This window comes from Microtetraspora malaysiensis, from assembly GCF_001528665.1.
Classification (GTDB): Bacteria; Actinomycetota; Actinomycetes; order Streptosporangiales; family Streptosporangiaceae; genus Microtetraspora_A; species Microtetraspora_A malaysiensis.
Map to the genome: position 1 here is coordinate 280,616 of NZ_BBYJ01000006.1, position 26,281 is coordinate 306,896.

Annotated in this window: 23 protein-coding genes; 20 read left to right on the forward strand and 3 right to left on the reverse strand. The window is 71.7% G+C overall.

Features of this window, described 5'->3' with window-relative positions:
* Nucleotides 1–28 precede the first annotated feature (28 nt).
* Nucleotides 29–583 (reverse strand): GNAT family N-acetyltransferase, encoded by a 555-nt coding sequence (locus AWQ71_RS06725; protein WP_067128310.1) that lies wholly within the window; start codon nucleotides 581–583, stop codon nucleotides 29–31.
* 412 nt (nucleotides 584–995) lie between these two features.
* Nucleotides 996–1,472, reverse strand: a complete 477-nt coding sequence (locus AWQ71_RS06730; protein ID WP_067128313.1) for a YbaK/EbsC family protein — start codon at nucleotides 1,470–1,472, stop codon at nucleotides 996–998.
* Between the two features lie 133 nt (nucleotides 1,473–1,605).
* On the opposite strand from AWQ71_RS06730, the gene AWQ71_RS06735 reads away from it, so the two are divergent.
* Nucleotides 1,606–2,493, forward strand: a complete 888-nt coding sequence (locus AWQ71_RS06735; protein WP_084258642.1) for a L,D-transpeptidase family protein — start codon at nucleotides 1,606–1,608, stop codon at nucleotides 2,491–2,493.
* A gap of 494 nt (nucleotides 2,494–2,987) precedes the next feature.
* Nucleotides 2,988–3,425 carry an SAV_6107 family HEPN domain-containing protein gene (locus AWQ71_RS06740; RefSeq protein ID WP_067128316.1) on the forward strand — a complete coding sequence of 146 codons (438 nt, stop codon included), beginning with the start codon at nucleotides 2,988–2,990 and terminating at the stop codon, nucleotides 3,423–3,425.
* 202 nt (nucleotides 3,426–3,627) lie between these two features.
* Here the strand turns inward: AWQ71_RS06740 and bldD are convergent, their stop codons facing one another.
* Nucleotides 3,628–4,122, reverse strand: coding sequence for a transcriptional regulator BldD (gene bldD / locus AWQ71_RS06745; RefSeq protein WP_061256674.1), 495 nt, complete (start codon nucleotides 4,120–4,122; stop codon nucleotides 3,628–3,630).
* A gap of 419 nt (nucleotides 4,123–4,541) precedes the next feature.
* On the opposite strand from bldD, the gene pyrR reads away from it, so the two are divergent.
* From pyrR to fmt, 18 genes are all read left to right on the forward strand, one after another.
* Nucleotides 4,542–5,129: a bifunctional pyr operon transcriptional regulator/uracil phosphoribosyltransferase PyrR gene (pyrR, locus tag AWQ71_RS06750; protein ID WP_067128319.1), complete on the forward strand. Its 588-nt coding sequence runs from the start codon at nucleotides 4,542–4,544 to the stop codon at nucleotides 5,127–5,129.
* A 5-nt stretch (nucleotides 5,130–5,134) separates the two neighbouring features.
* Nucleotides 5,135–6,070, forward strand: coding sequence for an aspartate carbamoyltransferase catalytic subunit (locus AWQ71_RS06755; RefSeq protein WP_067128959.1), 936 nt, complete (start codon nucleotides 5,135–5,137; stop codon nucleotides 6,068–6,070).
* Nucleotides 6,067–7,371, forward strand: a complete 1,305-nt coding sequence (locus tag AWQ71_RS06760) for a dihydroorotase (RefSeq protein ID WP_067128322.1) — start codon at nucleotides 6,067–6,069, stop codon at nucleotides 7,369–7,371. The genes AWQ71_RS06755 and AWQ71_RS06760 overlap by 4 nt, the downstream gene beginning before the upstream one ends.
* A 2-nt stretch (nucleotides 7,372–7,373) precedes the next feature.
* Nucleotides 7,374–8,552: a glutamine-hydrolyzing carbamoyl-phosphate synthase small subunit gene (carA, locus tag AWQ71_RS06765; RefSeq protein WP_067128325.1), complete on the forward strand. Its 1,179-nt coding sequence runs from the start codon at nucleotides 7,374–7,376 to the stop codon at nucleotides 8,550–8,552.
* Entirely contained in the window at nucleotides 8,545–11,829 is a 3,285-nt protein-coding gene (gene carB, locus AWQ71_RS06770) for a carbamoyl-phosphate synthase large subunit (protein WP_067128328.1), read from the forward strand. Before carA ends, carB begins: the two co-directional genes overlap by 8 nt.
* A gap of 337 nt (nucleotides 11,830–12,166) precedes the next feature.
* Nucleotides 12,167–13,024, forward strand: coding sequence for a dihydroorotate dehydrogenase electron transfer subunit (locus AWQ71_RS06775; protein WP_067128330.1), 858 nt, complete (start codon nucleotides 12,167–12,169; stop codon nucleotides 13,022–13,024).
* Between the two features lie 21 nt (nucleotides 13,025–13,045).
* Nucleotides 13,046–14,020: a dihydroorotate dehydrogenase gene (locus tag AWQ71_RS06780; RefSeq protein WP_067128333.1), complete on the forward strand. Its 975-nt coding sequence runs from the start codon at nucleotides 13,046–13,048 to the stop codon at nucleotides 14,018–14,020.
* Entirely contained in the window at nucleotides 14,017–14,748 is a 732-nt protein-coding gene (pyrF, locus tag AWQ71_RS06785; RefSeq protein ID WP_067128336.1) for an orotidine-5'-phosphate decarboxylase, read from the forward strand. The genes AWQ71_RS06780 and pyrF overlap by 4 nt, the downstream gene beginning before the upstream one ends.
* Before the next feature lie 479 nt (nucleotides 14,749–15,227).
* Entirely contained in the window at nucleotides 15,228–15,551 is a 324-nt protein-coding gene (gene mihF / locus AWQ71_RS06790; protein ID WP_030450375.1) for an integration host factor, actinobacterial type, read from the forward strand.
* A gap of 121 nt (nucleotides 15,552–15,672) precedes the next feature.
* Nucleotides 15,673–16,239, forward strand: a complete 567-nt coding sequence (gene gmk, locus AWQ71_RS06795; RefSeq protein ID WP_067128339.1) for a guanylate kinase — start codon at nucleotides 15,673–15,675, stop codon at nucleotides 16,237–16,239.
* A gap of 46 nt (nucleotides 16,240–16,285) precedes the next feature.
* Entirely contained in the window at nucleotides 16,286–16,549 is a 264-nt protein-coding gene (rpoZ, locus tag AWQ71_RS06800; RefSeq protein ID WP_067128342.1) for a DNA-directed RNA polymerase subunit omega, read from the forward strand.
* Nucleotides 16,550–16,604: 55 nt separating this feature from the next.
* Nucleotides 16,605–17,804: a bifunctional phosphopantothenoylcysteine decarboxylase/phosphopantothenate--cysteine ligase CoaBC gene (coaBC, locus tag AWQ71_RS06805; protein WP_067128344.1), complete on the forward strand. Its 1,200-nt coding sequence runs from the start codon at nucleotides 16,605–16,607 to the stop codon at nucleotides 17,802–17,804.
* 145 nt (nucleotides 17,805–17,949) lie between these two features.
* Nucleotides 17,950–19,137: a methionine adenosyltransferase gene (gene metK, locus AWQ71_RS06810; RefSeq protein ID WP_067128347.1), complete on the forward strand. Its 1,188-nt coding sequence runs from the start codon at nucleotides 17,950–17,952 to the stop codon at nucleotides 19,135–19,137.
* Between the two features lie 180 nt (nucleotides 19,138–19,317).
* The gene (locus tag AWQ71_RS06815; protein ID WP_067128962.1) at nucleotides 19,318–21,453 is read left to right on the forward strand and encodes a primosomal protein N'; all 2,136 of its coding nucleotides are present in this window, start codon (nucleotides 19,318–19,320) and stop codon (nucleotides 21,451–21,453) included.
* Nucleotides 21,454–21,562: 109 nt separating this feature from the next.
* Nucleotides 21,563–23,242 (forward strand): hypothetical protein, encoded by a 1,680-nt coding sequence (locus AWQ71_RS06820; RefSeq protein ID WP_067128350.1) that lies wholly within the window; start codon nucleotides 21,563–21,565, stop codon nucleotides 23,240–23,242.
* 157 nt (nucleotides 23,243–23,399) lie between these two features.
* Nucleotides 23,400–24,617, forward strand: a complete 1,218-nt coding sequence (locus AWQ71_RS06825; protein ID WP_067128352.1) for a hypothetical protein — start codon at nucleotides 23,400–23,402, stop codon at nucleotides 24,615–24,617.
* Between the two features lie 182 nt (nucleotides 24,618–24,799).
* Nucleotides 24,800–25,348 carry a peptide deformylase gene (def, locus tag AWQ71_RS06830; RefSeq protein WP_067128355.1) on the forward strand — a complete coding sequence of 183 codons (549 nt, stop codon included), beginning with the start codon at nucleotides 24,800–24,802 and terminating at the stop codon, nucleotides 25,346–25,348.
* A complete protein-coding gene (gene fmt / locus AWQ71_RS06835) occupies nucleotides 25,348–26,277 on the forward strand; it encodes a methionyl-tRNA formyltransferase (protein WP_067128358.1) in 930 nt (309 codons plus the stop codon). The genes def and fmt overlap by 1 nt, the downstream gene beginning before the upstream one ends.
* Nucleotides 26,278–26,281 lie beyond the last annotated feature (4 nt).

The window sequence follows — 26,281 nt, forward strand, 5'->3', positions numbered from 1 at the left end:
GCCGGTACGCAGGGTTGGGCGATCGCGGTCAGGCCCGGCCCCTCGGTGGGAGAGGGAGCCTGGTCCCGGCGATCGCGTAGCTCTCGTGGCTGCCGGGAAAGGCGAACTTCGTCATGAGGTCGACGAAGCCGATGTTCCGGTAGAGCCGCCGCGCCACCGTCGGGGCGTCGTGCGTCGAGAGCACGGCCGTACGCTCCGGCCGGCCCTCGCAGATGGTGTGGATCAGCCGGCGGCCGACGCCCTTGCCCTGGTGGCCGGGGAGGACGTGGATCTCCGCGATCTCCAGCGCGTCGCCGAACCACTCCTCGGTGGCCGCGCCGCCGGACTGGTCGGCCAGGGATCGCGCCACGATGTCGTGCCACCATTGCCCCGGCATCCCGTGGAACCCATAAGCAAAGCCAATGATTTCCGGATCTTCCGCGAGAACGCAGATGAAATCTGGATATGTCGCGTGGTTGCGCATAATGCCGAGGCGGCCGGAGAGCTGGTCGGGAGGCGGTCGCATGGCGGCCGTATAGATGGTGAGGACCGTGTCGAGCACCTCGACGAACTCGTCAGGGCCGATCCGCCGCAGCTCGATCATCGCGCATCCGGGGCGCAGGCCCCGCCCCTCCGGGCGAGGGGAGCGCCCTCGTCGTACCCGTCCGGTCCCGTGGGCTCAGGGGATTCCGCGATGGCCAACGCACGTCTGCTTTCTGGTCGGGAGCCCGGCGGGAGCACCGTGTCCGTGGCGGAAGGAATCGGGGCCGCCGCGATTCCGACCGCCTTTCTGTGAACCGCGCGCGACGGCCTCGGCAGGAGGGCCGGGCGCTGTTCCCCGGCTTTCAGCCGCGGAAGGACACCGATTTCCGCACATTAGCAAAGCCGTTTCCCGTGCCGCCGCCCGGAGAGAACTCCGCCGACGGCCCGCGTGGCGGCGGCGCCGGCGACGATCCAGGAGCGCCGCCGCCATCGGCGTCGTCCGCGGTGCTCCGGCGTTCAGGCCGGGGAGCGCGTCACTCCACCTCGGCCGCGGTGCCGCCGGTGATCCTGATCAGCTCGTCGAACGACGTGGGGAAGACCGTGTGCGAGTGGCCGGCGGCGGCCCAGACGACCTCGTGCTTGGCCAGCCAGGTGTCCACCAGCGTGCGTACGGGGGCCGGATGGCCCACCGGCGCCACGCCCCCGATCGCCTGCCCGGTGTGAAGGCGGACGAACTCCGGCGTGGCACGCCGTACCTTGGCGGCGCCCACGAGTCCCGCGATCAGCTCCGTGTTCACCCGGTGCGCGCCGCTGGTGAGGACCAGGAGCGGCGCGCCGTCCGCATCGAAGATCAGGCTGTTGGCGATCGCCCCCACCTCACAGCCGAGCTGCTCTGCGGCGGCTGCGGCGGTCGGCACGGATTCGGGAAAAACCACGACATCACCCTCGACGTCATGGGAGCGCAGGACCTCTGTCACACGGGCGACGTTCGGATGCAACTTTTCGAGCATCAGGCAACTCTAATCAGGTGGACACGCCATGGGCCACGCATTACCACCCAATGGTGAGTACCCGGGATTATCGCTTCCGTGGGTTAATGTCCATTGATCGAACACTGGGAGACAACTGAAAGGGTTGGTCCGAATGGGGGCTCGACGGTGGGCTGCCGCCGCGACGCTCGTCACGGTGGGGGCCGTGACGGTCGCGGGCTGCGGCACGGCTGGAACAGGACAGACGGAAACGGACGCCACGCGGCCGGTGGCCGTCACCGCGCCGGTCTCGGTGCCGGTATCGGCGCCGGTCCGCATGGAGCCCACGCGCGTGATACCGGTGGCGGCGACGACCGGCACCGGAGTACGCACGGCCGCCGCGGGGTTCGCGCCGTTCACCGCGCCCGGCCGGACGCTCAAGCCCGGCTCCAGAGGAACCGAGGTCAAGGCGCTGCAGGCGCGGCTGAAGGAGCTCGGCTACGTGCCCGGCCCGCTCGACGGCCAGTACGGCGGGACCACCCAGATGGCGGTGTGGGCGTTCCAGAAGGTCCAGGGCATCACGCCGACGAGCACGGTGGCGAGCCGCACCTGGCGTGCGCTGGAGAACCCCAAGGCGCCCAAGGTCCTGGTGCCACGCGGCAAGCCGGACCGGGTCGAGGTCAACCTCGCCAAGCAGATCATGGTGCTGTACTCCGGCGGTGAGGTGAAGCTCATCTCGCACGTCTCCTCCGGAAGCGGGATCCCGTACACGGAGTACGCCATGTGGAACGGCAAGCGGACGAAGTTCACCGGTAGCGCCAGGACGCCGACGGGCGACTACAAGACGACCTGGCGCCGGAGCGGCTGGCACCGGTCCTACCTGGGGCAGCTCTACAACCCGATCTTCTTCAACGGCGGCATCGCCCTCCACGGCGCGCTGTCCGTGCCGCTCTATCCCGCGTCCCACGGGTGCGTGCGGTTGCCGATGAAGGTGGCCGAGATCCTGCCCGGAATGCTCGGCACCGGCGTTCCCGTCCACGTGCGGGGGAAGTTCGTCCGCTGACGCGCGAGTCCTGCTTGTCCAGGTCGATCACCGGGCCCGGGGCGTCTCGCCCCGGGCCCGCGTCGTGCTCCGGATCGCGCGCCGCCCGGGAAGCCGCGCCGGGGCGTCACCCTTCGGAGGGATTTCCGCTCGCCCTGACGACGACCGTCCGCTCTCCAAAGCCCTTGCCGGTAGGCCTTTCCGCGTTTCCGGTGGTCAGCGATCGTGCCGCGGCCGCATGACTCAGTCGAACCCTTGTTCGCCACGATGCTTGACAGCGAACCTGGTCGAATTTATGTTCGAGGCGGTGAGTGCGGGACTCGCGGCTCGCACTCACCCCGTTGGATGCCGTGCCTTCGTCGTCGGCGGAGACGAGCGCGGTGCGGTCCACGGCGTGGGCCGGACGGGGAGAGGGGAAGCTCCTCGTCCGGCCGCCGTGACAGATTGTCGGTGCCGTCTGCAAAGGTGATCTCACCGGCGAGCAGCGCCGGAAGCCACGACTCAAGGAGGCGGGCGTGACTGGACAGGTCGATGACCGCAGGAGCGGGCCCAAAGTCCCACAGGCTGTTCTGGCGCATCTCGCGGACGCCCGTGCCTGCCTTGCGGACGCCATCGGCGGCTCCGCGCCGGCGGACAGGTACGTGTCGGCCCATCTCGCGGCGCTCAAGGCGGCGGCGGCCGTGCTGGCCGCTCGTCCCCGGCCCATGGACGGTCGGCGGCGTCGGCTGCGCAGCGCCTGGGAGCTGCTGCCCGAGGCCGAGCCCAAGCTGGCGGATTGGGCCGCGTTCTTCGCGGTGAGCGCCACCAAGCGCGCGGCGGCGGAGGCGGGGATGACCCGCGTGGTCAGTCAGCGCGACGCCGAGGAGCTCATCGCCGAGGCGGACAGGTTCGTCGGCGAGGTCGAGGCTCTTCTCGGGGTGCCGGGCCAGTCGGCCCTGCCCATGGCGGGATGAGCGGCGGCTGTCGCGCCTGAGCCCAGAGCGGTCGGCGCGGTCCGCCTGCCTCTTCCGCGCGCCTCTTCGGCGTGCCTCTTATGACGGCGTCAGTTCTTACGACGACGCCGGTTCTCATGGTCAGGGCCCCGAGCGGCCGGACCGGCCGGCTCGGGGCCCATGACGATTGCGCGTGTTCAGTAAGGAACGGCGGTGTCGCCGGTCAGAAGGACTCCACGGCCCGGCGGGCCTCCGCGTCCAGCACGCCCCAGCTGATGAACTCCTCGGTCAGCTCCACCGGCGACTTGTCATAGATGACCGCAAGCGAGCGCAGGTCCTCCTGGCGGATCGACAGCACCTTGCCGTTGTAGTCGCCACGCTGGCTCTGGATGGTCGCGGCGTACCTGGCGAGCGGGCCCGCCTTGTCCTTCGGAAGCTGCGAGAGCCGCTCCAGGTCGATGACAAGCTTCGGCGCGGGCGCCAGCGGGCTGGGAGCGGCGCCCCCGGGGAGCAGCTCAGACACCGGAACACCGTAGAATTCGGCAAGCTCGGCCAGCTTCTGCACGGTCACCGCGCGGTCGCCGCGCTCATAGGAGCCGACCACGACGGCCTTCCACCGGCCACGTGACTTCTCTTCTACCCCGTGCAGGGAGAGCCCCTGCTGGGTGCGGATCGCGCGCAGTCGCGCGCCGAGCGACTTGGCGTAGTCAGACGGCATCGTGGGCCCCCGGCTCTCTATGTCTGTTCTCAACTTGATTCTCCTTCCTTGTCCCGTATGCACAGAACACCGGGGCGGGCGCCTGAGGCAGGCACCTTCGGTGACCGCTGCGTCGGGTTTTACCCAGGAAGGTCGCGTGTTGTGGTTACGGACAGTGACGGTAAAGCCGCCACTCGCAAAGGTCAAGCTGATTGGAAAAAAGAGCGCCAAACAGTGTTCTCCCCTCAATCCCCCCATCCGAGACTGCCTCGGCGTTTCCGGCGCGTGACGCCCAGAGCGAACGCGGGCCCTTTCGCGGCCATCGCCGCTGGCAGGAGGGGGTGACCCGGTCGGGCGCGCCGAAACCGGACTGGTAACCTGGGGCCGCCAGACACCCTTTAAGCCCCGTCCTGTGAGGCGGGAAAGGTGGTGATATCTCCATGTCCGATGCCCGAAATCAGGCCCGAGCGGTCCTTGAGGGTCCCGACATCCACCGGGCGCTGACCCGCATCGCGCACGAGATCCTCGAACGCACCAAGGGTGCGGAGAAAGTCGTGCTGCTCGGCATCCCGACGCGCGGCGCGACGCTCGCCTTCCGGATCGCGGAGCGCATCTCCCAGTTCGAGGGCGTGAAGGTGCCCGTCGGCACCATCGACATCACGATGTACCGCGACGACCTCCGGCTGCGTCCCGCGCGTCCCCTCGGTCGTACGGACCTTCCCGCCGAGGGCGTGGACGGCAGGACGGTCGTCCTCGTCGACGACGTGCTCTTCTCCGGCCGGACCGTCCGCGCGGCGCTCGACGCGCTCAACGACGTGGGCCGCCCGCGGGCCGTCCAGCTCGCCACCCTGGTCGACCGCGGCCACCGCGAACTGCCCATCCGAGCCGACTACGTCGGTAAGAACCTGCCGACCTCCAAGAGCGAGAAGGTGAAGGTCTACCTCCAGGAGATCGACGGGCGCGACGCCGTTCTGCTCATCAAGGGAGACGACCGGCCCGGCGCCGGCGAGACGAACGGGGAGCGGTGAGCACGATGAAGCGGCATCTGATCTCGGCGGGGGACCTGACCCGCGACGACGCCCTGCTCGTCCTCGACACGGCCGAGGAGCTGGCCCGGGTCTCCGAGCGCTCCATCAAGAAGCTGCCGACGCTGCGGGGCCGCACGGTGGTCAACCTCTTCTACGAGGACTCCACCCGGACCCGCATCTCGTTCGAGGCCGCGGCCAAGCGGCTGTCCGCCGACGTCATCAACTTCTCGGCCAAGGGGTCGAGCGTGTCGAAGGGCGAGTCGCTCAAGGACACCGCGCTGACCCTCGAGGCCATGGGCGCGGACGCGGTCGTCATCAGGCACGCCGCCTCCGGCGCCCCGCACCGCCTGGCCAACTGGGTGCGCGGCAGCGTGGTCAACGCCGGCGACGGCACCCACGAGCACCCCACGCAGGCGCTGCTCGACGCGTTCAGCATGCGGCGCAGGATGGGCCGGATCGAAGGGCTCAAGGTCGCCATCGTGGGCGACGTCCTGCACAGCCGGGTCGCCCGGTCGAACGTCCTGCTGCTGCAGGCGCTCGGCGCCGAGGTGACCCTGGTCGCCCCGCCGACCCTGCTGCCCGTGGCCGTCGACACCTGGCCCTGCCAGGTCTCCTACGACCTGGACGCGGTGCTGCCGAAGTCCGACGTCGTCATGATGCTCCGCGTGCAGCTCGAGCGGATGAACGCCGCCTACTTCCCGTCCGCCCGGGAGTACAGCCGCCGCTACGGGCTGGACCGCGAACGCTTCGCCCGCCTGCACGACGACGCCATCGTCATGCACCCCGGCCCGATGAACCGAGGCATGGAGATCTCCGCCGAGGTCGCCGACTCGCCCCGCTCGACGATCGTGGAGCAGGTGGCGAACGGGGTGACCGTCCGCATGGCCGTTCTCTATCTGCTGCTGAGCGGGTCCGAGCCCGCGATCGGGGGAGACCTGTGAGCACCATTCTGATCAAGAACGCCCGCATCCTCGGCGGGGAGCCGTGCGACATCCTCGTCAGGGACGGCGTCATCGCCGAGGTCGGCGCGGCCGCCGGCAAGGCGGGCCCGGCCGAGACGATCGACGCGACCGGCCTGATCGCGCTGCCCGGCCTGGTCGACCTGCACACGCACCTGCGCGAGCCCGGCCGCGAGGACGCCGAGACCGTCCAGACGGGCACCCAGGCCGCCGCGCGCGGCGGGTTCACCGCCGTCCACGCCATGGCCAACACCTCGCCGGTCGCGGACACCGCGGGCGTCGTCGAGCAGGTCTGGCGGCTCGGCCAGGAGTACGGCCACTGCGACGTCCAGCCGGTCGGCGCCGTGACGTCGGGCCTGGAGGGCAGGCAGCTCGCCGAGCTGGGCGCCATGGCCGACTCCGCCGCCCGGGTCCGGGTCTTCTCCGACGACGGCAAGTGCGTCTCCGACGCCGTCCTGATGCGCCGGGCGCTCGAATACGTCAAGGCGTTCGACGGTGTCGTCGCCCAGCACGCCCAGGAGCCGCGGCTGACCGAGGGCGCCCAGGTCAACGAGGGCGAGATCTCCGGCAGGCTCGGCCTGACCGGGTGGCCGGCGGTCGCCGAAGAGGCGATCATCGCCCGCGACTGCCTGCTGGCCGCGCACGTCGGCTCCCGGCTGCACGTGTGCCACGTCTCCACCGCGGGATCGGTCGAGATCATCCGCTGGGCCAAGTCGAAGGGCTGGGACGTCACCGCCGAGGTGACCCCGCACCACCTGCTGCTCACCGACAGTTGTGTGGAGCGTTCCCCGGTGGGGCCGTACAACCCGATCTACAAGGTGAATCCGCCGCTGCGCACGAACGAGGACGTCCTCGCGCTGCGCGAGGCGCTCGCGGACGGGACGATCGACTGTGTTGCCACCGACCACGCCCCGCACCCGGTCGAGGACAAGGAGACCGAGTGGGCCGCGGCCGCCATGGGCATGATCGGACTGGAGACGGCTCTGTCCGTGGTCCAGGAGGCCATGGTCGAGACCGGCCTGCTCGACTGGGCCGGCGTCGCCGACCGCATGTCGTACCGCCCGGCCAGGATCGGCAGGCTGAGCGGCCACGGCAGCCCGCTGGAGGCGGGCGCGGCCGCCAACATCACGCTTTACGACCCCTCGGTCCGCACGGCGGTGGATCCGGCGGCGATGGCGTCCAAGAGCCGCAACACGCCGTACGAAGGGATGACGCTTCCTGGCCGGGTCGTGGCCACGTTGCTGCGCGGCCGCCCGACCGTTCTCGAAGGGAAGCTGGTGTGACGATGAGTGAGGAGAGCGAGACCGTGAACACGGCGCTGCTCGTGCTGGAGGACGGCAGGGTCTTCGAGGGGACGGCCTTCGGGGCCGTCGGCGAGACGTTCGGCGAGATGGTCTTCAACACCGGGATGACCGGATACCAGGAGACGCTGACCGACCCGTCGTACCACCGGCAGATCGTGGCGATGACCGCGCCGCACATCGGCAACACCGGCGTGAACGAGGAGGACCCGGAGTCGGGCCGAATCTGGGTGGCGGGCTACGTAGTGCGCGAGCCCGCGCGGGTCCGGTCGAACTGGCGGTCCACCAAGAGCCTGGACGAGTACCTGCGTGAGCAGGGCGTGGTGGGGATCGCGATGGCGGGGACGCGGGCGCTGACCCGTCACCTGCGTGAGCGTGGCGCGATGCGGGCCGGGGTGTTCTCCGGCGCGGCGCTGGCCGACGCGGACGAGCTGGTGGAGCGGGTACGGCGGTCGCCCGGTATGGAGGGCGCCGACCTGGCCGGCGAGGTCTCCACGGCCGAGCCGTACGTGGTGAAGGCCGTGGGCGAGAAGCGGTTCACGGTCGCGGCGGTCGACCTGGGGATCAAGGCGATGACGCCGGAGCGGATGGCCGAGCGGGGCTGTGAGGTGCACGTGCTGCCCGCGACCGCGTCCGCGGCGGACATCCTCGCGATCGAGCCGGACGGCGTGTTCTTCTCCAACGGCCCCGGCGACCCCGCCACCGCCGACTTCGCCGTCGAGGCGCTGCGCGGCGTGCTGGACGCGGGCCGGCCGTTCTTCGGCATCTGCTTCGGCAACCAGATCCTCGGCCGCGCGCTGGGGCTGGGCACCTACAAGCTCCGGTACGGCCACCGGGGCGTCAACCAGCCGGTCCAGGACCGTAGGACCGGCAAGGTGGAGATCTCGGCGCACAACCACGGCTTCGCCGTCCAGGCCCCGCTCGACGGGCCTTTCGACACGCCGTACGGGCGGGCCGAGGTGAGCCACGTGAACTTGAACGACGGCTGCGTGGAGGGGCTGCGGCTGCTCGACTATCCGGGCTTCAGCGTGCAGTACCACCCGGAGGCCGCGGCCGGGCCGCACGACGCCGCATATCTCTTCGACGAGTTCTGCGAGCTGATGGAGCGGGCGAATGGCGGCCGGCCGGAGACGACGAGCGAAACGGGGGAGAAGGGTGCCTAAGCGCACGGACATCAGGTCGATCATGGTGATCGGCTCCGGGCCGATCGTGATCGGGCAGGCGTGCGAGTTCGACTACTCCGGCACCCAGGCCTGCCGCGTGCTGCGCGCCGAGGGGTTCCGGGTCATCCTGGTCAACAGCAACCCCGCCACGATCATGACCGACCCCGAGTTCGCCGACGCCACCTACGTCGAGCCGATCACTCCGGACATCGTCGAGAAGATCATCGCCAAGGAGCGGCCGGACGCGCTGCTGCCCACCCTGGGCGGGCAGACCGCGCTCAACACCGCGGTCGCCCTGCACGAGGCCGGCGTTCTGGACCGGTACGGGGTGGAGCTGATCGGCGCGAACTTCGACGCGATCCAGGCCGGGGAGAACCGGGAGCGGTTCAAGGGGATCGTCGCCAAGGTCGCCGCCGAGCACGGCCTGAACGCCGAGTCCGCCCGCAGCGTGATCTGCCACTCGATCGAGGACTGCCTGGCTGCCGTCGACGAGCTGGGCTATCCGCTGGTGGTGCGGCCCTCGTTCACGATGGGCGGCGTGGGTTCGGGGTTCGCCTACGATGAGGCCGACCTGCGGCGGATCGCCGGCGCCGGTCTGGACGCGTCTCCGACCACCGAGGTGCTCCTGGAGGAGTCGATCCTCGGCTGGAAGGAGTACGAGCTCGAGGTCATGCGCGACCGCGCGGACAACGTGGTGATCGTGTGCTCGATCGAGAACATCGACCCGATGGGCGTGCACACCGGTGACAGCGTGACCGTGGCGCCGGCGATGACGCTGACCGACCGCGAATACCAGAACATGCGGGACGTGGCGATCGCGGTGATCCGTGAGGTCGGGGTGGACACCGGCGGCTGCAACATCCAGTTCGCGGTCAACCCGGACACCGGCCGGATGATCGTGATCGAGATGAACCCGCGGGTGTCGCGCTCCTCGGCGCTGGCGTCCAAGGCGACCGGGTTCCCGATCGCGAAGATCGCGGCCAAGCTCGCGATCGGCTACACGCTGGACGAGATCCCGAACGACATCACCCGCGAGACCCCGGCGTCGTTCGAGCCGTCGCTCGACTACGTCGTGGTGAAGGTGCCGCGGTTCGCGTTCGAGAAGTTCGCGGGCGCGGACCAGACGCTGACCACGCACATGAAGTCGGTCGGCGAGGCCATGGCCATCGGCCGCTCCTTCCCGGAGGCGCTGCAGAAGGCGCTGCGGTCGCTGGAGAAGAAGGGCTCGTCGTTCTCCTGGACGGGCGAGCCCGGCGACCTGCGGGGGCTGCTGGAGGCCTGCCGGACGCCGCATGACGGCAGGCTGCGCACGATGCAGCAGGCCATCAGGGCGGGGGCCACGCCCGAGGACCTGTTCGAGGCGACCAAGGTCGACCCGTGGTTCCTCGACCAGCTGTACGCCATCGACGAGGTGGCCCGCTCGATCACCACGCTGGACCGGCCGGCCCTGCTGACCGCCAAGCGGTACGGCTTCAGCGACGCGCAGATCGCCGAGATCCTCGGGGTCGCCGAGTCGCGCGTACGCGAGGCGCGGTACGAGTCCGGCGTGCGTCCCGTCTACAACACCGTGGACACCTGCGCCGCCGAGTTCGCCGCCAAGACGCCCTACCTCTACTCCACGTACGACGAGGAGACCGAGGTCCCGGCCGGGGACCGGCCCAAGGTGATCATCCTGGGCAGCGGGCCGAACCGGATCGGGCAGGGCATCGAGTTCGACTACGCCTGTGTGCACGCCAGCTTCGAGCTGGCCAAGGCGGGGTTCGAGACGGTGATGGTCAACTGCAACCCCGAGACCGTCTCCACCGACTACGACACCTCCGACCGGCTGTACTTCGAGCCGCTGACGCTTGAGGACGTGCTGGAGGTCGTGCACGCCGAGCAGGCGACCGGCCCGGTCGCCGGGGTGATCGTGCAGCTCGGCGGTCAGACGCCGCTCGGCCTCGCCCAGGCGCTCAAGGACGCCGGGGTGCCGGTGGTCGGCACGTCGCCCGAGTCGATCCACCTCGCGGAGGAGCGCGGCGCGTTCGGCCGGGTGCTCGCCGAGGCGAACCTGCCCGCTCCCAAGCACGGCACCGCGCTGAGCGTCGCGGAGGCCCAGTCGATCGCCGCCGAGATCGGCTACCCGGTCCTGGTCCGCCCGTCGTACGTGCTCGGCGGGGCCGGGATGGCGATCGTCTACGACGACGACACCCTGGCGTCCTACATGGCCAGCGCGGTGCAGGCGTCGGACAACCCGGTGCTGATCGACAAGTTCCTCGACGACGCGATCGAGATCGACGTGGACGCCCTGTTCGACGGCGAGGAGCTGTACCTGGGCGGCGTGATGGAGCACATCGAGGAGGCCGGCATCCACTCCGGCGACTCGGCCTGCGCGCTCCCGCCGATCACGCTGGGCGGGTTCGACATCAAGCGGATCCGCGCCGCCACCGAGGGGATCGCCCGCGGTGTGGGCGTGCGTGGGCTGCTGAACGTGCAGTACGCGATGGCCGCCGGGGTCCTGTACGTGCTGGAGGCCAACCCGCGCGCCAGCCGCACGGTGCCGTTCGTGTCCAAGGCCACCGCGGTGCCGCTGGCCAAGGCCGCCGCCCGGGTCATGCTGGGCGCCTCCATCGCCGAGCTGCGCGCCGAGGGGATGCTGCCCGCTTCAGGTGATGGGGGGACGCTGCCGCTGGACGCGCCGATCGCGGTGAAGGAGGCGGTGCTGCCGTTCAACCGCTTCCGCGGGGTGGACACGGTCCTGGGGCCGGAGATGCGCTCGACCGGTGAGGTCATGGGCATCGACGAGTTCTTCGGCACCGCGTACGCCAAGTCCCAGGCCGCCGCGTACGGGGACCTGCCGACCAAGGGCCGGGCGTTCGTGTCGGTGGCGAACAAGGACAAGCGTTCGGTGATCTTCCCGGTGAAGGCGCTGGCGGATCTGGGGTTCGAGATCCTGGCGACCGAGGGTACGGCGGAGGTGCTGCGCCGTAACGGTGTCCGTGCCAAGATCGTGCGCAAGCACAGTGACGGGGCCGGTCCGGAGGGTGAGCCGACGATCGTGCGGCGGATTCTGGACGGGGAGGTGGATCTGATCGTGAACACGCCGTATGGGAGCCCGGGGCAGTCCGGGCCGCGGCTGGACGGGTATGAGATCCGCACCGCCGCCGTCCTGCGCGGCGTCGCCTGCATCACCACCGTTCAGGGACTCGCCGCCGCCGTTCAGGGCATCCAGCACATCGTCCGCGGCGACGTGGGCGTACGGTCGCTCCAGGAGCATGCCCGGAGGCTGAGGGACTGAGCGAGCGGAGCGGCCCGCGAGGCACGAGCGGTCCGCGAAGCGAGCGAGGGAGCGAGGCCGACCGTGAGTGCGAGGCTGAGGGACTGAGCGAGCGGAGCGGCCCGCGAGTACGGTGCTGAAGGCGCGCCTCCGGCACGACGCAGGGTCCGTGAAGTGACCGAGGGAGCGAGGCCGACCGTGAGTGCGAGGCTGAGGGACTGAGCGAGCGGAGCGGTCCGCCGGTACGGTGCCGGGGAGGCGCTCCCGGCGCGGTGTGGAGCGGGGCCGGCCGTCGGCATGCGGCTGTGGGACTGAGTGTCGCGGGACGGCGGGCCCGTGCCACGGCGGAGGTGAGGGAGTGGCCGGTTCCCCGGTGCAGGTGACGGGAACGGTGCTGACGACTCGGCGGGTGGAGGCCTACCACGCGCTGACCGTCGTGGCGCCGGCCGTCGCTGACCGGTTCCGGCCGGGCCACTTCGTCACCGTCGGTGTGGGCGGGCCGTACACGTCGATGTTGACGCGGCGGGCGTTCGCGATCCATGACGTGAAGCCGGACTACGGCGGCACGGTGGAGTTCGTGTTCAGTGTGCGCGGGCCGGGTACGGCGTGGCTGGCGGACCGCAGGGCGCGGGACACGCTGGACCTGGTCGGGCCGCTCGGGCGTCCGTTCCCGCTGCCGCGCGATCCGTGCACGTGCGTGCTGGTCGGCGGCGAGTACGGCTCCGCGTCCCTCTTCGTGCTGGCGGACGTCCTGCAGCGGCGGGGGTGCCGGGTCGATTTCGTGCTGGGCGCTTCCAGCGCCGACCGGGTGTTCGGTGCGTTGCGCGCCCGCCGGATGGGCGAGACGACGACGCTGACGACCGTGGACGGCTCGCTGGGTATGCGCGGGGAGGTGACCGACGTGCTCGCGGGCGTGATCGCGGACGCGCGGGCGGACGTGGTCTACGCGTGCGGGCCGATGGCGATGCTGCGCGGGGTGACGGCGGTGTGCGTCGAGTTCGGCATTCCGGCGCAGGTGTCGGTGGAACAGTCCATGGCGTGCGGTGTCGGCATCTGCATGACGTGCGTCGTCCCGGTCATCGACGAGGACGGCGTGACGCGGATGGTCCGGGCCTGCACGGACGGCCCGGTGTTCCTGGGCGAGCGGGTCCGCTTCGACGATGTCGGGACGATCCCGTTCGACGCTCTGGGCGCTCCTGGAGGGCGGCATGGATAGGCGTGAGGGGCGGGGAGCGGCATGGCCGTTGACCTGAGGAGCTACCTGGGCCATGTGGAGCTGCCCAACCCCGTCCTGACGGCCTCCGGCTGCGGCGGCACCGGCCGGGAGCTGGCGCAGTTCTTCGACGTGACGCGGATCGGCGCGTTCGTGACCCGGTCGATCACGATGTCTCCCAGAGCCGGGCGTCCGACGCCGAGGATGGCGGAGACGCCGTCGGGCATGCTGAGCGCCGTGGGCCTCCAGGGGCCCGGCGTGGAGGTGTTCGCGGAGCGGGAGCTGTCCTGGCTGGCCCAGCGGGGAGTGCGCACGATCGTCTCCATAGGAGGCGGCAGTGTGGCGGAGTACACCGCCCTGGCCCGGCGGCTCGCCGACGCCCCGGGGATCACGGCCGTCGAGGTGAACCTGTCCTGCCCGAACGTCGAGGATCGGGGCCGGGTCTTCGCCCGGGACGGCTCGGCCGCGGCGGAGGTCGTCGCGTCCGTACGGGCCGCGACGCGCTACGACGTCCCGGTGATCGCGAAGCTCGCGCCGGACGTGGCCGACGTCGTCTCGCTGGCCCGCCTGTGCGTGGACGGCGGGGCCGACGGGCTTTCCATGATCAACGCGCCGCTGGGCATGAGCGTGGACGTCGACACCATGCGCCCGTCGCTCGCCGCCGGTACCGGCGGCCTGTCCGGGCCCGCGATCAAGCCGCTCGCGGTCCGCTGCGTCTGGCAGGTCCACGCGGCCCTTCCGGGCGTGCCCATCGTCGGCATGGGCGGCGTGATGACGGGCAGGGACGCCCTGGAGCTGGTCCTGGCCGGCGCGTGCGCCGTCGCCGTGGGCACCGCCCTGTTCCACGACCCCTACGCCTGCCAGCGCATCCTGAGGGAGCTTGAGGAGCTCCTGCAGGCGCGTGGCTTCGACCGCCTGGCCGACGCCGTCGGGCTGGCGCACAGACCCGCCGGGGCAGGTCCCCGGAACCGCATCGAACTGGAGGAGAGCTCCCTGTGACCCCCGCACCCATCGCCGTCGCCCTTGACGCGCCCGACCTGGAGACCGCGGCCCGGTGGGCGAGTCTGGTGACGCCCCACGTCTCGACGGTGAAGGTCGGGCTGGAACTCTACCTCCGTTACGGACCGGATGTGATCGACTCCGTGCGCGGGGCGAGCGGCGTTCAGATCTTCCTCGACCTCAAGCTGCACGACATCCCGAACACGGTCGCCGGGGCGACCCGCGCCGTGGCGCGGCTCAAGCCGTCCATCCTCACCGTGCACGCGTCGGGCGGGCCCGCGATGATCAGGGCCGCCGTCGATGCGGCGGGCCCGCAGACCCAGATTGCCGCCGTGACGGTCCTCACGTCGCTCTCAGAGGCCGATCTCGCCGCGATCGGCCTCGAGGGACGTCCCGACGACTCCGTGCGCCGCCTGGCGGCTCTCGCCGTGGGCGCGGGAGCCCAGGCCCTGGTCTGCTCGCCCCGTGAGGTCGCCGCGGTGCGCGCCGAGGTCGGGCTCGGGATCACGTTGATCACCCCCGGTGTTCGGCCCGCCGGCGCCGACACCCAGGATCAGGCAAGAGTAGCGACCCCGGAGGACGCGCTCGTCGACGGGGCCGATCTTCTGGTGATCGGCCGGCCCATCACGGGCTCGTCGGACCCGGGTGCCGCCGCCGCGACGATCGCCGCGGCGCTCCGCAAGGTGGACGTGTCCCGTTCGGCGGGCGCGGCCTCGCACGCACGCTGAAAGGCGCCCGGCGGGGTCCGGAGGGCCGTCGCCGGACCCTGTGGCAAAGATCATCCCAGATCTTTCCCGTGCTCGCGCCACACCCCCCGCCGATGCCGTTCCGCGGGCCCGTCCGGGGTCCGCGCGCGGGCGCGCCGGGGCCGCTCCCCGGTCGTGGAGGTCCGCTCGCCGGCCTCTCGGGCACGCCCTCCCGGAGCCTTTTTCCGGCCTTCCGCGGCCCGTCGGCGTACGGCCGCCGGCCGGTCCGGGAGGCCCGTACGAGGCCCGTACGAGGCCCGTCACGGGCGGTCCGGGGGAGGGCTCTCCTCCGTGGCTGATGAGGCGGTTTTCATCGACAGAGTGTGATTTTCCAGGTACTCAAAGTAATAGATTCAATTTTGTGGTGAGAGAAACGTGGCTTGACGTTGCCGGAGGGGGCATGGACCAGCTAGTTTCCCCTCCCGTCCGAGTACATCGACAGAAATTCGAGGTGACCCGGCGTGGCTCTTCCTCCCCTGACTCCCGAGCAGCGCGCGGCAGCACTTGAGAAGGCTGCCAAGGCTCGCAAGGAGCGTGCCGAGGTCAAGAACCGGCTCAAGCACGGCGCGGTTTCTCTGGCTGAGGTGTTGAAGGATGGGCAGACCGATGACGTCATCGGCAAGATGAAGGTCTCGGCTCTGCTGGAGTCGCTCCCTGGCGTGGGCAAGGTCCGCGCCAAGCAGCTCATGGAGCGCCTTGGTATCGCCGAGTCCCGCCGTGTGCGGGGTCTCGGTGCCAACCAGCGCGCCTCCTTGGAGCGGGAGTTCGGCGGCGCCGAGAGCTGATCTCGGCTTCGCTAGCAAGATTTACGGGGGATATTGAGTGACCGATACGTCCTGGCCCGGCGAGGATCGGGCCCGCCAGGCAGCCGCTTCCGGCGGGTCCGGGACATGTGCCGGTGACTCCATGCCTCCACACCGCCGCCTGACGGTCCTCTCCGGTCCGTCGGGCGTCGGGAAGTCCACGGTCGTCGCCGAGCTCCGGCGGTCGCACCCCGCGGTGTGGCTGTCGGTCTCGGTGACAACCAGGAAACCCCGCCCTGGCGAAACCCATGGCGTGGAGTACTACTTCGCCGACGACGCCGAGTTCGATCGCATGATCGCCTCGGGAGAGCTCCTGGAGTGGGCCGAGTTCGCCGGCAACCGGTACGGGACGCCCCGCACGCCCGTGCTCGAACGGCTGGCCGCGGGAGTGCCGACGCTGCTGGAGATCGACCTCCAGGGCGCGCGGCAGGTGCGTGAGAGCATGCCCGAGGCGCTGCTCGTCTTCCTGGCCCCGCCGAGCTGGGAGGAACTGGAGCGGCGGCTGCGCGGGCGCGGCACGGAACCCCCCGACGTCATCGAGCGCCGTCTCGACGCCGGTCGCGTGGAGATGGCCGCCGAGAAGGAATTCGATCTCACTCTTGTCAACACGTCCGTCCAGGACGTATGCGGTCGCCTGATAGCCTTGTTGGCCGGTACTACGGAGGCTTAGGACTCCGAGACGAACGGACGTCCACCTAGCTAGGGGAAGCATCAACGTGGCAACCAGCAGCACCTACGCGGAAGGCATCACCAACCCGTCGATCGACTCGCTGCTCGACATCGTCGACAGCAAGTACAGCCTGGTCATCATGGGCGCGAAGCGGGCGCGCCAGATCAACGCCTACTACTCCCAGCTCGGCGAGGGCCTGCTGGAGTACGTCGGGCCTCTCGTGGAGACCCACGCCCAGGAGAAGCCGCTGTCCATCGCGCTGCGCGAGGTCAGCGACGGCCTGCTCACCTCCGAGCCCATCGAGGGCTGACGGCGCTCAAGGCGCCCGCCCCGCTCGCGCGGGAGGCGCGCGGGAGGTTTCACACGTGAGATCGGTGGTCCTTGGGGTCAGCGCCGGCATCGCGGTCTACAAGGCGTGCGAGTTGCTTCGCCTGTTCACCGAGTCCGGCCACGACGTGCGGGTCGTCCCGACCCGGGACGCGCTGCGGTTCGTCGGCGAGCCGACCTGGGCCGCGCTGTCGGGCAACCCGGTGACCACCGAGGTGTGGGATTCGGTCCACGAGGTGCCGCACGTGCGCATCGGGCAGCACGCCGACCTCGTCGTCGTCGCGCCCGCCACCGCGGACGTGCTCGCCCGGGCCGCCCACGGCCTGGCGAACGACCTGCTCACCAACACCCTGCTGACCGCCCGCTGTCCGGTGGTGTTCGCGCCCGCGATGCACACCGAGATGTGGGAGCACCCCGCCACCCGGGCCAACGTGGCGACGCTGCGCGAGCGCGGCGCGATCGTCATCGATCCGGCGGTCGGACGGCTCACCGGGGCGGACAGCGGCCCCGGGCGGCTGCCCGACCCCGCCGAGATCTTCGAGGTCTGCCGCCGCGTCCTCGCCGGACGCCCCGCCGACCTCGCCGGCCGGCACGTCGTGATCTCCGCCGGGGGCACCCGCGAGGCCATCGACCCGGTCCGGTTCATCGGCAACCGTTCGTCGGGCCTGCAGGGCTACGCCCTCGCCCGTACGGCCGTGGCCCGCGGCGCGGAGGTGACGCTGGTGTCGGCCAACGTCGCGCTGCCCGACCCGGCCGGAGCCAAGGTGGTGCGGGTCGAGACGGCCACCGAGCTGCGCGAGGCCGTCGTCTCCGCCGCCGGGCACGCCGACGCCGTGGTCATGGCCGCCGCGGTGGCGGACTTCCGCCCCGCGACGCACAGCGACACGAAGATCAAGAAGTCGGCGGCCGAGCCGGACCCCATCCACCTGGTGAAGAACCCGGACGTGCTGGCCGAGCTCGGCGAGATCCGCCGCGAGGGGCGCGCGCCGTCCTCCCGCGTCATCGTCGGCTTCGCGGCCGAGACCGACGACGTGCTCGCCAACGGCCGGGCCAAGCTCGAGCGCAAGGGCTGCGACCTGCTCGTGGTCAACCAGGTGGGGGGGAACCTCGCGTTCGGCACCCCCGACAACGCCGCCGTCGTGCTCGTGGCGGGCGGCGACCCCGTCGAGATCCCGCGAGGGCCCAAGGAGGATCTCGCGGACGTGGTGTGGGATCTGGTGGCCGCGCGCCTCGCGTGACCGGCGTTTTTCCCCTATTCAGACCGGATAAGACGGACTTTCTGGATCTTTCGCGGGTGGCAGGGCTTCGCGGGGCCGTACCTGGTGGGGCTACACTCAGCGGAGCATTGTTGACGTCAGCAGCCGCTGCATGAGGAGCCACGAGTTGTCCCGTCGCCTGTTCACCTCCGAGTCGGTTACCGAAGGCCACCCGGACAAGATCGCTGACCAGATCAGTGACGCGATTCTCGACGCCATGCTCAAGGACGACCCCAAGAGCCGTGTCGCCGTCGAGACGCTGATCACCACTGGCCAGGTCCACGTCGCCGGAGAGGTGACGACGGAGACCTACGTCGACATCCCGGCCCTGATCCGGGACAAGATCCTCGAGATCGGCTACGACGCCTCCCACAAGGGCTTCGACGGCGCCTCCTGTGGCGTCTCGGTGTCCATCGGCGCGCAGTCGCCCGACATCGCGCAGGGCGTTGACGACGCTTACGAGCACCGCGAGGGCGAGGGCGTGGACGACCTCGACCGCCAGGGTGCCGGCGACCAGGGCCTCATGTTCGGCTACGCCTGCCGCGAGACCCCCGAGCTGATGCCGCTGCCGATCACGCTGGCGCACCGGATGGCCCGCCGTCTGTCCGAGGTCCGCAAGAACGGCACCATCCCCTACCTGCGTCCGGACGGCAAGACCCAGGTCACCATCGAGTACGACGGCGACCGTCCGGTGCGGCTCGACACGGTCGTCGTCTCGACCCAGCACGCGCCCGAGATCGACCTGCGCGAGATGCTCACGCCCGACATCCGCGAGCACGTCGTGGAGCCGGTGCTCGCCGACCTCGACATCGAGGTCGAGGGCTACCGGCTGCTCGTCAACCCGACCGGCCGCTTCGAGATCGGCGGCCCGATGGGCGACGCCGGCCTGACCGGTCGCAAGATCATCGTCGACACCTACGGCGGCATGGCCCGCCACGGCGGCGGCGCCTTCTCCGGCAAGGACCCGTCGAAGGTCGACCGCTCGGCCGCCTACGCCATGCGCTGGGTCGCCAAGAACGTCGTCGCGGCCGGCCTCGCCGACCGCGCCGAGGTCCAGGTGGCGTACGCGATCGGCAAGGCCCAGCCGGTGGGCGTGTTCATCGAGACCTTCGGCACCGAGAAGGTCCCGGTCGCCCAGATCCAGGAAGCGGTGCTCAAGGTCTTCGACCTGCGCCCGGCCGCCATCATCCGCGACCTCGACCTGCTGCGCCCGGTCTACTCCGAGACCGCCGCGTACGGCCACTTCGGCCGCGAGGGCTTCTCGTGGGAGTCCACGGACCGCGCCGACGCCCTGCGCGAGGCCGTCGGCCTCTGACACGTCCGGCAAGCGGCACCCGTCGTCTCCGGCGGGTGCCGCTTCGCGTTCCTCCGGCGCCGCTCCCGCCCCGGCGGCCCACCCCCCTCCGTACGGCCCGGCGGCGGGGCCGACGGCATCTGGTAGGACAGGAAAGTGACCGTTCCGACATCGCCCGAGGGCCAGGAGGCGCTGCTCGCGATGCCGGAGCGCGGGCCGCGGCGGACCGCCGGGGCGGCAGGGCCGGCCGGGAGGAAGCCGGGCCCGGCCAAGGGCGCTCCCGATCCGGCCGGGCAGGCTCCGGTGGCCCGGGTCGTGGTCGACACACCGCTGCCCCACCTGGACCGGCCGTTCGACTACCTCGTTCCGGCGTCCATGGACACGGACGCCGTGCCGGGCTGCCGGGTGCGGGTGCGCTTCGCCGGGAAGCTCACCGACGGCTTCCTGCTTGAACGGGCCGAGCACACCGACCACGAGGGCAAGCTAGCCTTCCTTGAGCGGGTGATCTCACCCGAGCCCGTGCTGACGGCCGAGATCGCCGGTCTCACCCGGGCCGTCGCCGACCGCTACGCCGGGACGATGTCCGACATCCTGCGCCTGGCCGTGCCGCCCCGGCACGCGAAGGTCGAGGCCGAGCCCCGGCCGTCCCAGGAGCCGCCGACCGATGGGCCCGGCGCCCAGGGCAGCGGGCCGGGCGGCGCCGACGGTGGCGGCACGGACCGGCCGGAGACAGAGGGCGCCGAGACGGGTGCCGTGGACGTGGACGCGGGCCACTGGCGTGCCTATCCCACCGGGGAGTCCTTCCTCGCCGCCCTCGCCGACGGGCGCTCACCACGGGCCGTCTGGTCCGCCCTGCCGGGCACCGGCCAGGAGGGGCTCTCCTGGCCGTACGCCGTCGCGGCGGCCGTACGGGCGACCCTGGCGAGCGGGCGCGGCGCGGTCGTCGTGCTTCCCGACGGCAAGGACGTGGCGCTGGCCGACCGCGCGCTCGGGGACACCCCGCATGTCGCGATCACCGCCGATCTCGGCCCGGCGGAGCGATACCGCCGCTGGCTCAGGGTGTTGCGGCGGGAGGTGCCGGTCGCCGTCGGCACCAAGGCCGCGGCCTTCGCTCCTGTGGCCGACCTCGGCCTCGCGGTCATCTGGGACGACGGGGACGATCTGCACGACGAACAGCACGCGCCCTACCCCCACGCCCGCGAGGTGCTCGCGCTGCGCGCCCACCGCGCCGGCGCGGCCATGCTGATCGGCGGGTACGCGCGGACGGTGGAGGCCACCCGGTTGATCGCCTCGGGATGGGCCAGGCCACTGGTGGCCCGGCGCGAGGAGGTCAGGACGCGGGCTCCCCGGGTGCGTCCGGCGGGCGACGACGCCGAGATGGCCAGGGACGAGGCGGCCCGCGCGGCCCGGCTGCCGAGCCTCGCCTGGCGGGCGCTCAGGCGGGGGCTGGAGCACGGTCCCGTGCTGGTCCAGGTGCCGCGCAGGGGATATCTGCCGGTGCTCGCCTGCCAGAACTGCCGCGCCCTGGCCAGGTGCGGCCACGCCGGGTGCTCGGGGCCGCTGGCGTTGCGCTCCGGTCACGCCGCGCCGTACTGCCGCTGGTGCGGGCGGATCGCGGGCGAGTGGCGTTGCGGTGCCTGCGGCGGGCGCCGGGTGCGCGCCGTCGTCACCGGTTCCCGGCGCACCGCCGAGGAGCTCGGCCGCGCGTTCCCCTCCGTCACGGTGCGTACGTCCGGGCGGGACGAGGTCATCGCCACGATCGGCGCGGCGCCCGCCCTGGTCGTCGCCACCCCCGGAGCCGAGCCCGTACCGGACGGGGGATACGCCGCCGCCGTCCTCCTGGACGGCTGGGCGCTGCTCGGCCGCCCCGAGCTGCGCGCCGCCGAGGAGGCGCTGCGCCGCTGGATGAACGCGGCGGCGCTGCTGCGGCCGGGGGCCGAGGCGGTGGTGCTGGCCGACGCGTCGGTGCCCGCCGTGCAGGCGCTGGTGCGATGGGACCCGGTCACCCACGCCGAGCGCGAGCTGGGGGAGCGCGCGGAGCTCGGCTTCCCTCCGGTCACCCGCGTCGCCACGCTGACCGGGCCGCCGTCGGCGGTCCGGGAGATGCTCGCCTCGGTGGAGCTTCCGGCCGGGGCCCAGGTCCTCGGTCCCGTACCGGTCGAGGGGTCGCGCCCCGGCGGCGAGCGGGAGGGCGAGCTGGAACGGGCGATGATCCGGGTGCCGCGCGCCCAAGGGGCGGCGCTGGCGCGGGCCCTCAAGGGAGCGAGCGGGGTGCGCTCGGCGCGCAAGGCGGCCGACCTCGTGCGGGTGCGCGTCGATCCGCTCGACCCGGTGTGACGGCGACGCGCCTCGGCCGGCGGCGGTGCGGCGCACGTCCGGGAGCTGCGGTTTCCTGCGTGTTCGCCGCCGATTCGCGATGCTGTCAGTAACCCGTTAGCGTCTCCCTGTGTCGATCGAATGGGTGAACCGCGCTGTCGACGACCTGCGCGCCTGGGGGCAAGAGAAGGACGTCGAGGTCGACGTCGACGAGGTGCGGCTGCTGTGCGACTACGCCAGTGACTACCTGGAGGTGAACGAGCTCGGCGATTTCCGGCCGGGAACGTTCGAAGAGCTGCTGCTGGAGATCTATCCGCGTAAGGTCATCGCGCCGCCCGAAAGCGCGGGCGAGACCGTCGCCGCCGCGCGCACCCTCGTCGAGTTTCTCGTCGACACGGGTGAGATCGGCGCGAAGACGGCGGACCGCATCCGGGTCGCGCTCGACGAGATCGAGCCCGAGATGCCCGCCGCCCTCGCCGACACGAGCAAGTTCGGCATGGCCAAGAGCATCTTCAGCGCCATCGACGCCGACTCGCTCGACCTGGCCGACCCCCTCGCCGTACAGCGGGCGGTTGACGAGCTCGACGGCCTCGACGAGGACGCCTGCGACTGTCCGGGCTGCGCGCCGCTCCCGGCGGTGCGGCTCGCCTCGCCGTCCGAGATCGCCCATGCCGTACGCGAGGTGCCGCTGCTGCGGGACGCGCACCAGCTCGTGATGTGGATGACCGAGGGCGGCAGGACCGCCACGGTCAAGAAGGCGCTGCGGGTCAAGGACGCGCGCGAGGTCGAGCGGGAGCTCGGCGTGGGCCGCCCCGGGCTGGCCTGGCGGCTGGCCCTCGACCTCGGCCTGGTCCGGCTGGAGGGCACGGCGGTGCTCCTGGAGGAGGGATTCGTCCCGCTGGAGTCCCGCGAAGAGGAGGACCTGCTCGACCTGTGGGCGGCGACGGTGGAGTTCCTCATCGAGGCCCCCGTCGAGATCACCGGCAACGAGGCCGTGGACGAGTCCGTCTACGCGGTCCACGACCTGCTGTACCGGCTGCAGGTGCCGGTGCCGCCGGACAGCGTCGGAGAGTACCTCCGTGAGCTGGCCGTGGGCGAGCGGGTGGAGGGCGTCGACGAGGCGCTGGAGCGGCTCGTCTACACAGGCACGGTCCACCACGTGGACGGTGGCGTCGCGCTGACCCCACACGGGTTGTGGGGCCTGCGGGAGCTCTACCTGGAGATCGGGCTGGAGCCGCCCATCGCGGCCGACCTGGCCGAGGGCGACGCGAGCGGCCTCGTCTCGGGGCTCATCACCAGCGGGCTGCCCGCCGAGGTGGCCGAGGGCGACATCGACCGGTGGCTGGCCCAGCGCACGCCCGAGCAGGCCGCGGCCGAGCTGCTCGGAGCGGTGGTGGGGGCGCCGGCGGAGATGCGCGGCATCGCCGTCACGATCGTGGACCGCCTCCCGGCCGAGGCGGAGTCCGCGGTGACCCACTGCCTCGACGACCCGGAGCTGCGGCCGCACGCCATCCACTGGCTGGCGTCCCGGGGCCTGCCCGCGCCCGCGCTCACCCAGGACGAGCTGCTCTGGGTCAGCGTGGACATGCTCGCGCTCGCGCTGCCCGCCGCCCAGATCGACCCGGACGGATTCGCCGAGAACATGGCGGTCTCCGGACCTCCGCCGCACCTGATCGAGGACATGTGGCGGGTCGAGCACCCGGACGTGGTCGAGGTGCTCGAACTGCTCGGCAACACGCTCCCGGACAAGATCACCGCCAAGGCGGCCCGCAAGGCCGCGTTCAAGGCGCGCTCGCGCGGCATCCGCTGACCCGCCCGCGGGGCGGGTCAGCGGGGCGGCTCCTCCGGGGAGATCGGCGAGCCGTTCACGGGTGCGCACCGGCGCCCGCCCGCGCGCTCTCCTGAGACCGGCGAGGAGGAAGCGGCGAACGGCACAGCTGGCGTCGTATGTGGAGTAAGTTGCTGTAATGGCCGACAGCGACGCCCTCACTTTCCCGCCGGTCGACCTCGCCTTCGACGAGGAACTGGTGCGTGCCGTGCCCCTGGTGCCGCTCGTGCGCGACGCCGTACGGCTCGCGCGGTGGACCGGGGTGCGCGAGGTCACCGAGGGCGGGCTGCTGACCGAGGAGGACGCGGCGGCCGCGGTCCGCGAGCTCGGCCTGGAGGCCCGCCGGCTCCGTCTCATCTGGATCGTCGCGGTGAACGGCCGCCTCATCGAGATCACCAAGGCCGGCGCCCGGCCCGGCCCGCCGGTCCACAACCTGCTGGAGTTCTGGGACGGCGTGGTCATGGACGTTCTCGACCGCACCGAGGAGGGCCTGACCGGCTCCAGCGTGATCGACGAGCACCTGACCGAGATCCTCGCGACCATCTACTCGGTCCGGACGGGCATGCCCGTCGCCGCCCTGGCCTCGGGCATCCTGCAGGCGCACGAGGTCGGTTGCGAGGCCCGGCCGGCGGAGCTGCGGCGGCTGCGGATGACGCTCGCCGGCGAACTGGCCGACGCGGTCGGCTTACTGGAGTACTGCGGGCTGATCGAGCCCGTCGCCGAGGTCGTCCCGCTGACGCCGCTCGGCGTGTGGGCGGTGCGCCGCGACCTGCTCAGGGAGGGGCACGACGCGCCCTCGCTGCACGAGGTGGCGGGGTTCGCCGAGCTGGGCGCGGCGGAGCTGATCGAGGCGATGCTGGAGGGGAAGGCGTCGTCGAGCGTCGCCACGCTGTGGCTGGAGCGGCGGAACCCCGAGGACGCCGCGCGCGAGCTGATCAAGATCGCGGCGTCCGGGAACGCCGCGCAGCGGGGCACGGCGGGCACGATCCTGGAAGAGCTGGGCCCCGAGGCCGAGCCGGCCGTCCGTGAGGCGCTCTCCGAGCCGATGATGTGGCGGTACGCCGCGGCCTGGCTGGGCGTCCGTGACCTGGAGGCGCCCGCGCTGAGCGAGAGCGACGGCGCCTGGGTGGCGGTGGACACCCTCGCCGCCCTGCTGTACATCGGCTCCGGGAGCGAGTCGGTCGGCCAGATCGACATGCTGGGAGAGGACCTGCGCACGCTGGTCCCCGAGATGGGCCGCACCGAGCACCCCGACGCCCTGGCCGTCCTGGAGATGCTGGGCCGCCACCACCCCGACGTGGTCATCGCCAAATCGGCGCGTAAGACCGCGATGAAGGTGCGCTCCAAGATCGCCTGATCCGCGTTCCCGCCTGCCCGCCTGCCGCCGCCCGGGTCGCGCCCACCGTCGTCCGGGGCACGCGTGCGATCAGGGCGTTCGGGGCGGGCGCCCGCGTTCGGCATTCGGGCTCGGTGCCGAAGGGCCGTAAACTGGGCTGATCCCTGGAACTTGACGTCACCTGATGTGAACGGAGCCCTCTGTTGTCCATTCAGCCGATCCGCCTGTTCGGCGACCCGGTGCTGCGCACCCCGGCGGAGCCGGTGGTGGACTTCGACAAGGAGCTGCGCCGGCTCGTCAAGGACCTGACCGACACGATGATGGACGCGCCGGGCGCCGGGCTGGCCGCTCCGCAGATCGGTGTCGGGCTGCGCGTGTTCACCTACTACGTGGACGATCAGCTCGGTCACCTGATCAACCCCGACCTCGACCTGTCCTCCGAGCTCGACGAGGAGGGCGAGGAGGGCTGCCTGTCCTTCCCCGGCCTGTCCTTCCCGACGCCCCGCTCGATCAGGGCCGTGGCCAAGGGCGTCAACATGCACGGCGAGCCCGTCGTGCTCGAGGGCACCGACCTGATGGCGCGTTGCTTCCAGCACGAGACCGACCATCTCGACGGCGTGCTCTTCATCGACCGCATGGACTCCAAGCAGCGCAAGCAGGCGATGCGGGCCATCCGCGAGGCCGAGTGGAGCGGGCTGTCCGCCCCGGCCGTCAAGTTCTCTCCGCACGCGACGCGGGGGAGGGCCCTGTAGTGCGCCTGGTCTTCGCCGGCACGCCGGACACCGCGCTGCCCTCGCTGCGCGCGCTGCTGGACTCGCCCCGGCACGAGGTCGTCGCCGTCGTCACCCGTCCGGACGCGCAGTCGGGCCGCGGGCGCAAGGTTCACCCCAGCCCCGTGGCCCAGCTCGCCGACGAGGCCGGCATCGAGGTGCTCAGGCCGGCGAAGGCCGGGGACCCCGGCTTCCTCGACCGGCTGCGCGAGATCGACCCGGACTGCTGCCCCGTCGTCGCGTACGGCGCGCTGCTGCCGCAGGCCGCGCTGGACATCCCCCGGCACGGGTGGGTCAACCTGCACTTCTCGCTGCTGCCGGCCTGGCGCGGCGCGGCGCCGGTCCAGCACGCCGTGCTGCACGGCGACGAGATCACCGGCGCCGCGACCTTCCGCATCGTCAAGGAGCTCGACGCGGGCCCCGTCTTCGGTGTCGTGACCGAGCCGGTACGCCCCGACGACACCAGCGGCGACCTGCTCGGCCGCCTCGCCGAGTCGGGCGCCGAGCTGCTCCTCGCCACCCTGGACGGCATCGAGGACGGCACGCTGGAGGCCCGTGAGCAGCCGTACGACGGCGTCAGCCTCGCCCCCAAGATCGACGTGGACGACGCCCGGGTGGACTGGACGGCTCCCGCCCTGCGGGTGGACCGGCTGATCCGCGCCTGCACGCCCACCCCCGGCGCGTGGACCGAGTTCCGCGGCCAGCGGGTCAAGGTCGGCCCGGTGAAGCTCGCGCCCGACGCGGACCGGCTCGGTCCCGGGGAGATCAGGGCGGCCAAGAACAGCGTTCTGGTCGGCACCGCGTCCCACCCGGTCGAGCTGAGCGAGGTGCAACCGCAGGGCAAGCGCCTGATGACGGCGGCGGAGTGGGCGCGCGGCGTGCGCGTCTCCGGCGAGGATCGGCTGGGCTGAGCGA

Coding starts and splice junctions, on each gene's coding strand:
- AWQ71_RS06725 (WP_067128310.1), bottom strand. CDS start 583: ATGATCGAGCTGCGGCGGATCGGCCCTGACGAGTTCGTCGAGGTGCTC.
- AWQ71_RS06730 (WP_067128313.1), bottom strand. CDS start 1,472: ATGCTCGAAAAGTTGCATCCGAACGTCGCCCGTGTGACAGAGGTCCTG.
- AWQ71_RS06735 (WP_084258642.1), top strand. CDS start 1,606: ATGGGGGCTCGACGGTGGGCTGCCGCCGCGACGCTCGTCACGGTGGGG.
- bldD (WP_061256674.1), bottom strand. CDS start 4,122: ATGCCGTCTGACTACGCCAAGTCGCTCGGCGCGCGACTGCGCGCGATC.
- pyrR (WP_067128319.1), top strand. CDS start 4,542: ATGTCCGATGCCCGAAATCAGGCCCGAGCGGTCCTTGAGGGTCCCGAC.
- AWQ71_RS06755 (WP_067128959.1), top strand. CDS start 5,135: ATGAAGCGGCATCTGATCTCGGCGGGGGACCTGACCCGCGACGACGCC.
- carA (WP_067128325.1), top strand. CDS start 7,374: ATGAGTGAGGAGAGCGAGACCGTGAACACGGCGCTGCTCGTGCTGGAG.
- AWQ71_RS06780 (WP_067128333.1), top strand. CDS start 13,046: ATGGCCGTTGACCTGAGGAGCTACCTGGGCCATGTGGAGCTGCCCAAC.
- gmk (WP_067128339.1), top strand. CDS start 15,673: ATGCCTCCACACCGCCGCCTGACGGTCCTCTCCGGTCCGTCGGGCGTC.
- AWQ71_RS06815 (WP_067128962.1), top strand. CDS start 19,318: ATGCCGGAGCGCGGGCCGCGGCGGACCGCCGGGGCGGCAGGGCCGGCC.
- AWQ71_RS06825 (WP_067128352.1), top strand. CDS start 23,400: ATGGCCGACAGCGACGCCCTCACTTTCCCGCCGGTCGACCTCGCCTTC.